Below are 13,286 nucleotides of genomic sequence, written 5' to 3' on the forward strand. Positions count from 1 at the left end.
TCGTCAGGGTTTTAAGATTAGCTGTTCTTTTTCTTTGCTACCACCAGGTTACTTTTTCTGAAGGCATACTGTAAAGCCGAGGCTAAAGTAGCCTTGGTTTGCACTCCTGCTAAATCAATTCCTAAATGGACAATGGTTTGGGCAATTTCAGGCCTTATCCCGCTAATGATACACTCTGCTCCCATCAGGCGGGTGGCATTCACAGTTTTTATAAGGTGCTGAGCCACCAGGGTATCAACGGTAGGTACACCTGATATATCTAAAATGGCGGTGCTGCTTCCGCTATTAACAATTTCCTGTAACAGGTTTTCCATTACTACCTGAGTCCTTTCGCTATCGAGGGTACCGATGATAGGCAGGGCCAGAATTCCTTCCCAAACCCGGATTACCGGCGTTGAGATTTCATTTATTTCGCTCGATTGCCGGATAATCACTTCTTCTCTTCCTTTAATAAAAGTTTCCATGGTTACCAGGCTCAGGCTATCAAGAAGGTCAGAAATGCGAAGAATTTCCGAAATCAGTGTCGACTGATCTTCTTTTAATTCTTCCTGAAGAATCTGGATGATGGACCTCTTAAGACTTAAAACAAAAGTAGCCGTTTCGCGGGGGCTAAAACCAAGCTGCGCCCTGGTGAGGGAAATTCCTGAAATAATTTCTGTTACCTGGTAATATTCAGGTGCTTCAATATCCTCATAATTATTCGACTTTATGGCTTCAATAAAAGAATTGAGCAGCTCGGCTGACTGGGCATGAAGCTCATCATTGGCCATTAGATCCTCCCTTACAGCAGGATCTTCTGCCTGGTTCTCTACCCAGACCTGTAGTACATCTTTTTTTCTTTTAGTGAGGATTTTTGAAGTGGTATTAGACATTGAAAAATGATTAAAAGTAAGTAAAGGAAAATAAAAACAATCCCTGCCAACAACTATAAAGGTTCCAGATAAATTCCTCCTTGAAAAGGAAAAACATACCTGATTCAGGATTCAGACAAACAAATATAATGTTAAGTGGATTATAAATGCCATTTTTGTCTAAAAATCTATTTACCTGCTACCTATTCCGTTTAACAAAAATCCAGCCCGGGGATTGAAAAAATGGGCTGGATCAATAAATGAAAACCGTGAAACTGGGGCTGTTTAATCCATTCATTAAGTTTCAGTATTAATCTTTTTAACCTCTTTCAACTTCCAGCGCTTCCAGATGGCTAAACTTACGGTGTAAACATTACCTGTCGTAAGGTCGGAGAATATAACTACAGGTGTTTTCGTGCTAAAATCGGTAGCAAAGCCTAAGGGTAAAAGGGTTTGCTTTTTATTACTGTAAACCGCCCGAAGACTAGGGCGATTTTCTCCCGGCCTTTGATCGGCCAGGTCCCTTACCTCCTCTTTGTCAGGAACCTTTTCTTTTTCTTTTATCTTTCCTTTTTCAGGACCCGCAGCAGTGGGTTTTCTGTTCTTCGGCTTTTCTACCTCCTTTTTCTCCGGGTCCTTAGTCCCCGTCTTTTTCTTTGCAACCTTCACCTCCCCCTTGGTATCAGTCACTTTGGCGGCTTTCCCTACCACCTTTTTTTTCGATTCTTTTGTGGCCGGTGAAGTTGTTTTTTTACCTTTTCCTTTCAGCATTCTTTTTTCATAAAAGACAACAAAAAAGGCCTTTTAATTCCATAAATGGCCATTATTTAGAAGAAATAAAGGTAAAACTGCTGGTTTGTAAAAATGAGGAAAGAAAGGAGCTTACCGGGTCCGCCACCTGCTCTCCTTCCATCTTTTCTCAGCTAAAGATAGCCCCGGCATCAAAGCCCTATCAGGGTTGCAGGTAAGTTATAGAAGAAAGGACTAAGGAATCTCCTTTTTGTCTTTCACGATCAAAAATGATCCATCCCACCTGTTCTGACTGAATGGGAACATAGCTAATACTTACTGTACCACTTTCTGTGGCTTTCCCCTTCTGGTAGAGCGTAAATTTTAAGTTAGCATTGGTGGCAGTTTCCTCTCCACGGTTGGTTACCGTTAAACGCCAGGTATAATCGGGTAAATCGGCCCTGTATCTACTTACTACTTCTAATTTAGGGGGAATGCCATCCAGCTTAAAAGACTGGTAAGCAAGATAGCCTATCATACTTAAGGATAAGATTGCGCCAAGGCTAAAAACTGTTAACTGGAGCCAGTTAAAATGAACTTTGTTACCGAATTTGATACTCATAAGTTTCTAAATTCTAGCAAATTTCTACTGCCCGTCAATCAGCAGCCGGCCGGCCGAGGAGCCAATGGAAGCAGGAATACCCAGTACCACCATTTCGGAAGCTGTTAAAAGAATACTGTTTTCTATTCTGCCAAAAAACCACAGCATCCCTAAGGAGGCTAATAGAGCAACGGAATAGCTTACTACAAGATCGTAAATCATTTTTGGTATCGGCGGCCTTTGATCTCTGGCTCCTTTAAAATTACTGAAGAACAAGATGACAGCGCTAAGGGCAAGGGAAATAAGGATCATCAGCAAAATATTTAACTTGCCACTGCCCACGGCCAGCATCTTAATCTCCATTGTAGGCGCCACAGAAGAGGCAAAAAGAATAGCCCCGCAGGCAGACAGGGTTACATCATGAAGAACATCAAAGGTTCCCCCTTTTTCTTCCGGCCCCTCTTTTCCCTGTTCTTTTTCCGATTGTCCCAGCTGTGCAGTACCCACAGAAATTCCGATTGCGACAATCATCGATTCAACCACTAATTTTCCTATCATTTCATTATGGGGCATCTGGAAATTGATGCGGTTTAACAGCCATAGTACCAGAAAACTTACAATTATACCCAGTCCCAGTTCTTCAAATGAATCTTTGGCAACTTCCCACCAGCTGCTATCCTTTCGCATACCGCCGTAACGGTTATAGCCCAGGAGGAGAACATAAGTAACAACGACAATTATCAGGAGATACTCAGGTGGGGCCGTAAAACCACGCCACCACATTTCCATGGTATACAGCAGAGGCAGACTAAACATAAGCCCTCCCACAATTCCTCTTCCATATTCTTTAAGGGTTTCTGTAGCGGATTTCACATCTGCCGAATGGCTCTGCCCGTTATTATCTGAAGAACTGTGGCTTTTTTCTCCCATTCAATTATGGATTACCTAAATAATTAAAAGTTAAAGGATTGTGCACCATCTTTAGAAAAGAAACAACAAATAGAAAAGAAACAACAAAAATTGGATTGTGTTTTTAATGAATAGAATTAAGGTCATTACTGTTGTTGCCTAACGGTAAGAGTAAAAAAAGAAGGCTCCTGTAGAATACTTGTATAGCGAAAAGTTGCCAGAGAAATCCTCTCTTTACACCTCTCCTTTGCTGAAGACCTCTTTCCAATAATGAAGAGTTAAAGGCTCTCAGGTGCAGGTAATTAAAGATAAGTATCCGGACATATTTAGTTTTAACTATTTTATGTTTTACCACCTGGCAACGGGCACCGTGACAAGGATGGATCTTGCCATTTTTTAAGTTCTTTTGTGACACTTATTTGAAAAGATGCCTCCGCTGTCGGCATGACAGACAGTTTAATTTATTTCTTACTACTTAACTCCTTTAGTTCCTCTCAAACCATTCAGATGTTGAAAGGTTACAAAACCAGGCATTCCCGTTGTGCAGGAACTGAAAAAGCTAGCTGATTCAAAAGAAATAAATAATAAATTCTACTATGCGAGTAATAAAGGTAAAGGCACCTGAAGGTTTTGGAAAACAAATCGCCGAACTGGCCTTTCAGGCAGGTGCTTCTGACGTAAGCTTCCAGACCAGTAAAAGAGTAAAATCAGACAACAGCAGCCTTACGGAAGAGGTTATTACAATTGAAACCTCTACTCCTAAAGCAAAGAATTTGGTTGAATCTCTGATGGAAGCACCCTTTTACGATCCAAAAACTTTTAACTTTTCCGTTCAGCACCCTGAAAGTTTATGGGGCAGTGAACTTCCCTCCAAAGAGACCAAACCTCTTATTCAGCCTTCTTCCGATGTGTATGAAGACCTTTGGGAATATACCAACGTTACAGCAGGACTCCTCAGCCGCATCTTTCTTTCCTCTCTCCTGCTGAGCTATGGCATGGTAGAAGGTTATATGCCATTAATCATCGCAAGCCTTCTGTTTCTGCCTTACCACCATAATTTGCTGGCAGTTGGCTTTTCAGGCTGCATCCGGGAATGGCGTTTAATGGGCCAGGGCTTACTGGCTTTCCTGCTTTCAACGCTTATGATTGTTGCCGCAGGGGTAGTGGTAGCCCTTTACCTGGAGCCGGGCATTAAGTTTACGGAGTTCAGCACTCCTCCCTTCCAGAGCTTTTTAATAGCAGCTGTAATTGGTCTGGCAGCGGGCATTGGTGCTGTAGATGACGCAGGGCGGCACGAACTGATTGGCCTTGCCGCCACCGCCCACGTTTCGGTATACCCAGCCTGGTTCGGGCTAAAATTTGTCTACGGATTTTCGCATGGCGATCATCCATGGGAAAAGCTTTGGGTATTTGGAATGGATGTCGTCACCATAATGGTATTTTCCGGAATTGCCTTTGCCATTATGAAAATGAATGGAAAAGGAATCCGGCGCTTTATTGAGGAGAATAAAAATATGGAAATGGAGAAGAAAAGATAAGAAACGCTTTTTTGATGCTAAATTGAATTGGAGCCATAAGATATTTGGAAACTTTTTAGCTGTTTATTTTCTTCCATATGGGCGAATCTTTCAAATCTGCTGTCTCCGCAAAAATGGAGGGACTGAGCCGAAAAAGCCATGGACCCTTTGTTCGTTAATATCTCAGCTCTTAATGTTTGGTACTTTCAAGGCTTATCTGATCATTTTGTTTTGCCTCGAACCGTAACTGTCCGCCTTTCGGGAAAGTAGCCATCGGGTTAATATGTCCAAAATCAAAATTACCTATTACGGGCACCCCTTCCAGTTCTTTTTTGGACCTGACCATTTTCGTAGTCAATATACTTCAGGAGCTGGTTGCCACTGGAGCCTCCATTGGCCGGAATGGTGACCTGCACTTCCGGGCCTGCGAAGGCCTCATGAAGGTCTTCCAGCCGATGTTCTACTGTGGTGGTGCAAAATCCATTAAACTCCTCCACATATTTCCCAAAACTGATTTTAGGCCAGGCTTTTCCAGTCTTTCCTTTCCCTGCTTTTTAATTGATTCACTTTTTTCAGGTGGAAAGCTGTGCGAAGGAGCAATAACCCTTACATGGTCGCCCTTTTAAAGCTTGTTTGGTATCATCATAAATGAAGGAATTAAAATAACTTTTTATTCAGCAGTGGTTTCTCTTCTATGATAATAAGATTTTACCCAGGCGAATACCGGAATAGAAAATACAAGCACCAGGAGTACATCCAGCAGGAAGCGAACAGCGGCAGCTCCTGCAAGGGCAAAATCTCCATCTACCATGCCGATACCAGTAAGGGCGGCCGATGGTACAAGCGCCAGCGCAATCATTACCCCCGAGGTATAGACCGACTTTTGGGTGGCCAACAATACCGCTCCTGCAATACTGGCTACGGACGAAGCAAGCAGGGAGGAAAAAGTAATGCTGCTCCAGTATTTTATCAGTTCCTGAGCGGGCACATAATAAGAAGTGGCAGGTGAAGTAGGTTCCAGGCCGGAAATATCGAGGATAAGGGAAGTAATGGCCGCCCCAATTATCAGTGCCAGATACCCTTAAAAAAAGTCGATGAGCCCATAGGACCATCCCCTGTATTTCGCGAATACTCCAAGGGAAATTCTCACAATCGGCATAAAACCCGGTGCAATCAGCATACCCCCGATAACAATATGCAGGGAGTTATTGGCAATCCCGATGGTGGCCAGGGAGCCGGCTATCATCAACAGTATCATGGTATTGATGGAGGTATTGCTGTCGTTACTAATGGTCATTTCCATCTCTTCCCAGCTTCCTTCATTATTATCCCTGGCAATGGGATGGTAGGCTTGGGTTGGGGAATAGCTGGAGGGTGCAGTGGTCGATACAGATATACCCTTTTCTTCTCCCAAACCATAACCATCAAGCAACATTACCTGGTGCAGAGAGCTGTTAGGGATCGCAAGGCTGATTTCGTCTCCCGGAGGGGATACAGAGACACCCAGTTAAACCTTTAATTCCAGCAGGTGGTCTACCTCCCTGAGATCTTTCAGTAAATGATCTGTTTTTTCAGAAGGGGTAGTAATATTAATCAGTCGAGCCATAGAAAAGTACCTGGTGAGTCAAAAACATTTGAGTTAAACAAATCTTTCCCCCCTCTCTTCGGGCTTTGTTTGTTTTTTTTCAGGTATCTCCTTTTTATGGAATGCCCCCTCTTTTTTGTGGAATTTTGAGAAGAAAGGAAAAGGAATAAAGGCACACGGGTTCTCATACAGTCCTTTTCCGGCCCGTCTGCTACCTGGCATATAAATCTTATTGCTTAGGAAGGAAGCAGGCCTGAAACAACAAAAAATCCCGCACCCCTTCAAAGCTCCTGATGGGAACCTTCCGGAATGCGGGATTAAATTTTATAACCCAGGCTTACTGATGGATTACCCTCAGCATCTTTTTAAATGTTCCCTTTTTATTCTGTACCTGAATAAAATAAGTACCTGGTTCCAGGCCTCCTGACGGAAGGTTAATCCTGTATATGAGCTCCTCTCCTGCTATTGCCTGCACAATTCCCCTGTACAGCTCCTTCAGCATGGGATCATATACCCGAACGCTTAGCTGGTCATTCTCCTTTGATACCAGTTGTAAATGAACATAATCAGTAAAAGGGTTAGGATAAGCTAATAAGTTAGTAACCGAAGCCTCCACCGGATCTGTACCATTTACCAGTGGTTTAACAGTTAGCTGCACCTCTGCCGAATCAGTAGCTCCCTCATTATCCGTAGCCGTAAGGCGGAATACATACACCCCTTCAACCAATCCTACTATCTCTACCTGGGTGGTATCATTTCTGTTCATATTGATTCCTGCCGGTCCGCTCACCTGCTCCCACAAGTAAGATACTATACTTCCATCATTATCATTAGCAGATCCTTTCAGCGTAAAATAATCAACAGGAAGTATAAGCGTGGTATCCTGCATAACATTTACCAGTGGTCCCTGATTTCCCTCAGCCGGTTCAAAAACATTTACAATTACGGTATCGGAAGCAGTAGCCCCTTTATTATCTGTAACGGTAACTTTAAAGGTGTAGGAATCATTTTCCAGTCCCGAAATCGATACTGTCGGCCGGTCTGCATTGCTGAGCGTGGCGGCGCTACCGGAAAGCTTTTCCCAGAGGTAAGAAGAGATTGTACCATCCTCATCGGAAGCCGCTGCTGATAAAGTAACGGAATTGTTGGGTAAGGTTAGGCTGACATCTGTGCCGGCATTGACAGTCGGTGCAATGTTCTCGGCAGGCTTTACTTTCAGCTGAACCTCATCATGGGCGGTAGCTCCTTTATTATCTGTGATGGTAACGCGGAAAATATAGTTTCCTTCCACAAGGTTCGTTACTACCAGCTCTGCTTCGCCTGTTTCGGCAAGGGTAGCCGACGGTCCCTGTACTTTTTCCCAAAGGTAGGTAGAGATAGTTCCATCCGGGTCCCGGGCATCCGCCATAAAAGTGGCGGTATTATTCGGGAGCATAATGGTTTGGTCAGTTCCGGCACTGACCGTTGGTTTTTGGTTAGGAGCTACTTTTACCTCCAGTTCTACCTGGTCAGCGGCCGTTGCCCCTTCGTTATCCTGCACGGTAACTTTAAAGATATAATTCCCCTGCACCAGGCTGGAAAGGGAAAGTCGTGCGGTAGTGGCTCCACTCATGCTGAAAGTGGAGGGGCCGCTTACCTTTTCCCATTTATAGCTTTTAATGCTTCCATCGGCATCTTTAGCCTCCGCCACCAGCACCGCTGTATCGGTAGGAAGGGTAATGGTTTTCTTGCTGCCTGCTTCCACCACCGGTTGCTGGTTAGGGGCGGGAAGAACGGTAAGCTTCACTTCATCCTGAGAAGTGGCCCCCGCTCCATCGGTAACCAGGGCTTTAAATACATACTCCCCTTTTACCGGATTTAGCACCGTAAGCGTGGCGGAGGTGGTATCTTTTAAGGTAACCGCCGGGCCACTTACCTTCTTCCAGAGGTAGCTAAGCGCAGAACCTTCCGGGTCGGAGGCCTTAACGGTGAAGCTTACACTGCTAAGGGGTAAAGTAACTGTTTTATCTTCACCTGCATTTACTACCGGTTCTTTATTCGCAGCAGGGTTTACCACCAGCAAAACTTCATCTGAGGCTTTCCCTCCTTTATCGTCGGTAGCCGTAACTTTAAAGGTGTAGCTTCCTTTTGTTAATCCTGAAAGCGACAGGGTTTTGGTTGTTTGACCCGACATTTCCGCTGCCGGACCTGTCAGCTTTTCCCACAGATAGCTTTTTATTACCCCATCCGGGTCCTTCGCTTCAGCAGTAAGTGTCGCTGTATTGGTTGGCAGAGTGATGGTTTTATCTTCACCCGCACTCACAACCGGCAACTCATTTGGCTTTGGCTTCACTACCACACTTACAGTATCCGAAGCGGTTCCTCCCACATTATCCGCTACACTCACCACAAAAGTATAAGTCCCTTCTTTTAGAGCAGACAGTGACAGCTTAGCAGTGGACTGTCCGTTTACAGTAGCTGTAGTAGGCCCTGAGAGTTGCTTCCAGCTGTATGAGTCAATATTTCCATCAGGGTCCCGGGCCTCTGCCATAAGAGTGGCAGTATCTTCAGGAAGGGTAATGGTTTGGTCGGCGCCGGCATTCACTACCGGCAGTTCATTGGGCTTTGGCTTCACCAGAAGCGCCACTTCCTGGAAAGCGGTAGCCCCTTCGTTATCCTTAACGGTCACTTTAAACTTATAACTTCCTTCTACCAGACCGCTAACGGTTAACTTCTTAGTGGCTGTATCCTTTAAATTGACCACCGGACCCTCCAGCTGTTGCCAGAGGTAAGAAGCGATGGTGCCATCAGAATCCGTTGCATTGGCAGTAAAGCTGGTGCTATTGGTGGGAAGGGTAACTACCTGATCCTGCAAATCGTCTATAACAGGGGCTTTATTCGCAGCTTTATTTACAACAAGAATCACCTCATCGGCATCCATAGCGCCCTCTGCATCCTTTACACTAACCTGAAAAATATAACTTCCTTCTACCAGATTGTTAAGCGAAAGCGTGGCTTTGGTGGTATCTGTCAGGCTAAGCTTTGGCCCTTCGAGTTGTCGCCACAAATAGGTAAGGGCGGTCCCGTCAGGGTCGGAAGCGATGGCGGTAAAGCTTGTACTGTTCGTGGGGAGCGTAAGCGTTTTGTCTTTTCCGGCATCGACCACCGGGGCCTCATTACCATCTGTGACTCCCTCCTTCTGATGGGCCAGCATCCATTCATAAAAATCTTTTTCATTATAGGCTCTGCTCCAGGTGTTATGGCCCACGCTATCATATTCGGTATAACGTACTTCACCACCAGCAGCTCTTACAGCCTCCACTGTTTCACGGGTTACCCAGGCTCTTGGATTGGTATCGAGCTCTCCCTGAAACACCCACAGCGGCACCTTTGCCAGCTGGTCTGCCCAGGCTGGATTACTATGGCCAGACATCGGAATGGCAGCCGCAAAGAGATCAGGTCGGCGGGCTGCAGCGAGCCATACCCCTTTCGCGCCTGCCGATAAGCCGTTGATATAAATTCTGGAAGGATCAATTTTAAGATGTTCCACCAGGTACTCTACCAGCTCAATGGTTTTTCTTAAATCATCATGGAAATAGGAAGCTCCACCATCTTCCTTTACCCAGGTACCATAAAAGTTTTGCGGGAACAGCACAAAACCGGGAAACCGGCCGCTTTCCATTGCTTTTAAATAATCCTTTCCTCCAAACAGAAGCTGATGGTCGTTATTGTCTCTGCGCACATCATCCTCAGGATAAGGAGTGTTACTTTTCGTGGTGTTATTCCACATCATCCTGGCCGACTCACCTCCCCCATGCAGCATTATAATCAGCGGATATTCCTTTGCATCCTGAGCCGTGGAATCGTAGCCGTTCGGGTACAGCAAACGAAAGTTAATCCAATCCCAGTAGCCGTTTTCGGAAGTATAACGGAAAGATTCGTAGGGAGAGGTATCCCAGTTAAGCATCGGGTAGTAGCTAACGGGCTTTACACTTTCTGTTGTTTGTGCCGAAGCCTGGTAGCTAAACAATAATCCTAAAAAGATGAATAAATTAGTGTATAGAATTTTCATAAACTGTCTCAATATATAATTACCATTTCCCCTGTTATTACCTGGATTTAAAGCGTTTTGAGGGGGTATTCCTCATTACCCGGGCATTAGCAGCGCATCCTTCCTGAATATCAGAAAGCTCCACACAACAAAAATAATCTATAATTACCTGAATATCAGATTTGTATGATTTTTATATTTTCAGCCACTTAAAAAATTACAAAGCTCCTCATGAACCACCGTATCGGCCTGACTCTTACCAGTACGCAAAAGGGATAAAAAAGATGCAGCAAAGCGCCTAAAAGGCCTTTATGGCTGGTTGATACCTATTGAACTGGAGCGAAGAAATACCTGGAGAAAAATAAAGGGAAGGGCCATCTCCACAAAGCTTATCGACTCAGTGACAGGCCCTTAGATTTTAAATTAACAATTCACCTATACGATCCTCTGTGAATGGTATCCTTTCTTTCCCGGCCCTGAACTGTAGCTCATTAAATTTCCCCCTCAGCTATGGAGCAGGCATAGAATTCTTCCTTTATTCTGGCTCAGTAAAATTTTATGGCATTAACTGCCTGTAAATATGGAAGGAGTAAAAAAGAATGAGCCATTAAAATATCAGGAGAAAAACAGCCAATATTCAACAAAAGATTCTGTTTGGTGTTTCTCTTTATAGTTTAAACATCTTACTGTTTCTGAACAAATTTATGCAATCTATTCCTGCTTATATAAAATACTTTTTCATTCTGGCGAGTATCATTTTAACCTCCTATGTGCTGATTGTAGGCCAGGCGCTTATCAGCCCTCTTTTAGCAGCGCTCATTGTAGCCCTGCTGCTACATCCGCTCAGCAATAAGTTTGAGAGGCTTAAAATGAACAGAGGTTTCAGTTCCGTCTTCTCTATTCTGGTGGTACTATTGGCCCTATCAGGACTCTCCTATTTCTTTTCTTTTCAGGTCGGTCAAATTTCCAATGATCTTCACTCTATCGGAGGCCGCTTTCAGGAACTGATCGACAGGGGCTATGGCTGGATGGAAGCTACTTTTGGGGTTGAACAACAAGAGCAAACCCGGTACCTGAAAGACTCTCTCAATAGCTTTCTCAAAGATAGTACAGCAGCGGTGACCACCACTGTTTCGGCAACAGCCGATTTCTTTACGGGCTTCTTTCTTTTCCTGATCGCCCTGTTTTTCCTCCTTTACTACCGGAGGTTCTTTGTAGGCTTTTTATATAAATGTTTCAAGAGAGACGACCATCAGAAAGTGGGAACGACCCTTGCTAAAGTGGAAATGGTAGTAAGGAACTACATTGTGGGTTTATTTACGGTTATCTTTATTGTTGCAATTCTCAATTCTGTGGGCCTGATGTTGCTGGGCATTCAGCACGCCATCTTTTTTGGAGTACTGGCTGCTGTACTGACCATTATTCCCTATATCGGCATTCTGATAGGTTCTTTGCTCCCTATTTTATTTGCCCTTGTTACGAAAGATTCTCTCTGGTATCCGCTGGGGGTGGCGCTTCTTTTCTGGAGTGTACAGTTCCTGGAGGGCAACTTTATCACGCCAAATATTGTAGGAGGCAAAGTGAGCATCAATCCTTTTGCCGCCATTATTGCGCTGTTTATCGGAGGCATGTTCTGGGGTGCTCTCGGCATGATTCTTTCCATTCCGGTGCTGGCCATCATCAAGGTCATTTGCGATGCCTCTCCTTCCCTGCTACCGCTGGCCTTTCTGCTCGATAACCCACCGGAAGAGGATATACTGGAAAAGAAATGGGTTCCGCTGGAGAGTATTCTCAGTAAGAGAAGAAGAAAGAAAGCCGAGAAGAAGAAAGAGCAGAACCAGCTGGAAGACCTTCCATAGGCAAATATCTTTTCCGGGCAATTTGCCTCAAAAAGGGAAGAGGAAGAAAAAGCAGCAGGAGGAAAATAAAAAAAAGGAAAGGCTTCGGGAGAGGCCTTTCTTCTTCTAAAAGAACATAACATCACGATGAAGGCTGGAGCTTGCATGCTTAGCTCTTTCCTACTCCTGCAGGCTTATTTTTGTATACAGCGGGTAGTGGTCAGAACCAAACTCCTCCAGTCTTTTCAGCTCAATAAGGGCAAAATCATTGGTAACAAAAACATAATCGAGCGGCCAGGCTGCTATCCAGCTCTTTGCGCTAAAAGTAGGTATAATGCCCCGGCCAATGCGGGTATCATACAGGAGGCCTTCTGTTTCGAAGAGCCGCTCTCTCTGGGCCCAGGCAACATCGTTCAGGTCTCCGGCCACCACGGCAGGCTGCCCGAGCGCTTCCACCATTTCCCCTACCTTTACCAGCGCTACTTCTTCATCACTGGTATCGTTGGGCTCACCGGGGAAGGGTGGCACCGGGTGCACTCCATGGAAGTTAAATAAGCTGCCGGAAGGTAACTGCACCTGTGCATGAAAAGAAGGGACGCTATCGTATTGCAGAAAAAGAATTTCCTGGTTAAGGAGCGGATATTTGGAATACAAAATCATGCCATAGGTATTGTCCAGAGGATATTCCATCCCATAAGGATACGCTTCGTCCAGTGGCTGCAGGGCCTCCTCCCACCAGTTATTCGTTTCCATAGCAAGCAGTATATCAGGGTCATGCTCCTGCACGATATGGATAAAATCTTCCGCCTGCCGGTTGTGCATATACACATTGGCAACCATAAGGTCGAAAGTAGAGGCGGGCGCTGCCTCCTCCTCTGCAATACCCTCCACTGCCGGGTCTACCAGTTCGGTATAAGGGTAAAGATAAAAGCACTGGATAATAATGGTTGCCACAAGACCTATTAAAAAGAACACCTTCCAGAACCCCCAGTCATCGGCCAGCCAGATAAAGAGCGGAATAAGAAGGATGGCCAGGATCAGAAACTGTAACCGTGGAAAGTCCAGTATTTTTATCCACCAGAAATCTTCCGTAGCGATGGCAGAACCAAGGGTGGCAAGAATAACCAGCGTCCCGATTAAAAGAAGCAAATAAAAAAATAGTTTTTTCATGCTGTTCAGAATTTAAGATGAAAACGCTCTTTTTAATAAAGGCAGAGGCTTTTAAA

Annotated in this window: 12 protein-coding genes; 2 read left to right on the top strand and 10 right to left on the bottom strand. The window is 44.8% G+C overall.

What is annotated here, in order from left to right; translation table 11 throughout:
* Nucleotides 1-17 precede the first annotated feature (17 nt).
* From F752_RS0100425 to F752_RS0100445, 4 genes are all read right to left on the bottom strand, one after another.
* Nucleotides 18-872 (bottom strand): STAS domain-containing protein, encoded by an 855-nt coding sequence (locus tag F752_RS0100425; RefSeq protein ID WP_017729747.1) that lies wholly within the window; start codon nucleotides 870-872, stop codon nucleotides 18-20.
* Nucleotides 873-1,148: 276 nt separating this feature from the next.
* The gene (locus F752_RS0100430; protein WP_017729748.1) at nucleotides 1,149-1,622 is read right to left on the bottom strand and encodes a hypothetical protein; all 474 of its coding nucleotides are present in this window, start codon (nucleotides 1,620-1,622) and stop codon (nucleotides 1,149-1,151) included.
* A gap of 181 nt (nucleotides 1,623-1,803) precedes the next feature.
* Complete coding sequence (locus F752_RS0100440; protein ID WP_017729750.1) at nucleotides 1,804-2,202, bottom strand: hypothetical protein; 399 nt, start codon at nucleotides 2,200-2,202, stop codon at nucleotides 1,804-1,806.
* Nucleotides 2,203-2,226: 24 nt separating this feature from the next.
* The gene (locus F752_RS0100445) at nucleotides 2,227-3,111 is read right to left on the bottom strand and encodes a TIGR02587 family membrane protein (protein WP_017729751.1); all 885 of its coding nucleotides are present in this window, start codon (nucleotides 3,109-3,111) and stop codon (nucleotides 2,227-2,229) included.
* 575 nt (nucleotides 3,112-3,686) lie between these two features.
* Here F752_RS0100445 and F752_RS0100455 point away from each other — a divergent pair.
* Entirely contained in the window at nucleotides 3,687-4,628 is a 942-nt protein-coding gene (locus F752_RS0100455; RefSeq protein ID WP_017729753.1) for a DUF389 domain-containing protein, read from the top strand.
* 169 nt (nucleotides 4,629-4,797) lie between these two features.
* Here the strand turns inward: F752_RS0100455 and F752_RS26945 are convergent, their stop codons facing one another.
* From F752_RS26945 to F752_RS0100485, 5 genes are all read right to left on the bottom strand, one after another.
* Entirely contained in the window at nucleotides 4,798-4,953 is a 156-nt protein-coding gene (locus tag F752_RS26945; protein ID WP_407635414.1) for a hypothetical protein, read from the bottom strand.
* Nucleotides 4,907-5,122 (bottom strand): LD-carboxypeptidase, encoded by a 216-nt coding sequence (locus tag F752_RS23225; protein WP_081604479.1) that lies wholly within the window; start codon nucleotides 5,120-5,122, stop codon nucleotides 4,907-4,909. Before F752_RS23225 ends, F752_RS26945 begins: the two co-directional genes overlap by 47 nt.
* Before the next feature lie 155 nt (nucleotides 5,123-5,277).
* Entirely contained in the window at nucleotides 5,278-5,682 is a 405-nt protein-coding gene (locus F752_RS0100465) for a DUF389 domain-containing protein (RefSeq protein ID WP_081604480.1), read from the bottom strand.
* A 6-nt stretch (nucleotides 5,683-5,688) separates the two neighbouring features.
* Nucleotides 5,689-6,042: a DUF389 domain-containing protein gene (locus tag F752_RS0100470; RefSeq protein WP_017729756.1), complete on the bottom strand. Its 354-nt coding sequence runs from the start codon at nucleotides 6,040-6,042 to the stop codon at nucleotides 5,689-5,691.
* Nucleotides 6,043-6,529: 487 nt separating this feature from the next.
* Nucleotides 6,530-10,243 carry a PKD domain-containing protein gene (locus F752_RS0100485; protein WP_081604481.1) on the bottom strand — a complete coding sequence of 1,238 codons (3,714 nt, stop codon included), beginning with the start codon at nucleotides 10,241-10,243 and terminating at the stop codon, nucleotides 6,530-6,532.
* 683 nt (nucleotides 10,244-10,926) lie between these two features.
* On the opposite strand from F752_RS0100485, the gene F752_RS0100490 reads away from it, so the two are divergent.
* Nucleotides 10,927-12,081 carry an AI-2E family transporter gene (locus tag F752_RS0100490; protein WP_017729760.1) on the top strand — a complete coding sequence of 385 codons (1,155 nt, stop codon included), beginning with the start codon at nucleotides 10,927-10,929 and terminating at the stop codon, nucleotides 12,079-12,081.
* 159 nt (nucleotides 12,082-12,240) lie between these two features.
* Here F752_RS0100490 and F752_RS0100500 read toward each other — a convergent pair whose 3' ends face one another.
* The gene (locus F752_RS0100500) at nucleotides 12,241-13,230 is read right to left on the bottom strand and encodes an endonuclease/exonuclease/phosphatase family protein (protein ID WP_017729761.1); all 990 of its coding nucleotides are present in this window, start codon (nucleotides 13,228-13,230) and stop codon (nucleotides 12,241-12,243) included.
* Nucleotides 13,231-13,286: the final 56 nt, after the last annotated feature.

It is taken from the genome of Nafulsella turpanensis ZLM-10 (genome assembly GCF_000346615.1).
Classification (GTDB): Bacteria; Bacteroidota; Bacteroidia; order Cytophagales; family Cyclobacteriaceae; genus Nafulsella; species Nafulsella turpanensis.

What these genes read in the sequence shown, in the direction of transcription:
- F752_RS0100455 (WP_017729753.1), top strand. Translation starts at nt 3,687, where the DNA reads ATGCGAGTAATAAAGGTAAAGGCACCTGAAGGTTTTGGAAAACAAATC.
- F752_RS0100490 (WP_017729760.1), top strand. Translation starts at nt 10,927, where the DNA reads ATGCAATCTATTCCTGCTTATATAAAATACTTTTTCATTCTGGCGAGT.
- F752_RS0100445 (WP_017729751.1), bottom strand. Translation starts at nt 3,111, where the DNA reads ATGGGAGAAAAAAGCCACAGTTCTTCAGATAATAACGGGCAGAGCCAT.
- F752_RS0100500 (WP_017729761.1), bottom strand. Translation starts at nt 13,230, where the DNA reads ATGAAAAAACTATTTTTTTATTTGCTTCTTTTAATCGGGACGCTGGTT.
- F752_RS0100440 (WP_017729750.1), bottom strand. Translation starts at nt 2,202, where the DNA reads ATGAGTATCAAATTCGGTAACAAAGTTCATTTTAACTGGCTCCAGTTA.
- F752_RS0100430 (WP_017729748.1), bottom strand. Translation starts at nt 1,622, where the DNA reads ATGCTGAAAGGAAAAGGTAAAAAAACAACTTCACCGGCCACAAAAGAA.
- F752_RS0100425 (WP_017729747.1), bottom strand. Translation starts at nt 872, where the DNA reads ATGTCTAATACCACTTCAAAAATCCTCACTAAAAGAAAAAAAGATGTA.
- F752_RS26945 (WP_407635414.1), bottom strand. Translation starts at nt 4,953, where the DNA reads ATGGTCAGGTCCAAAAAAGAACTGGAAGGGGTGCCCGTAATAGGTAAT.
- F752_RS0100485 (WP_081604481.1), bottom strand. Translation starts at nt 10,243, where the DNA reads ATGAAAATTCTATACACTAATTTATTCATCTTTTTAGGATTATTGTTT.
- F752_RS0100470 (WP_017729756.1), bottom strand. Translation starts at nt 6,042, where the DNA reads ATGTTGCTTGATGGTTATGGTTTGGGAGAAGAAAAGGGTATATCTGTA.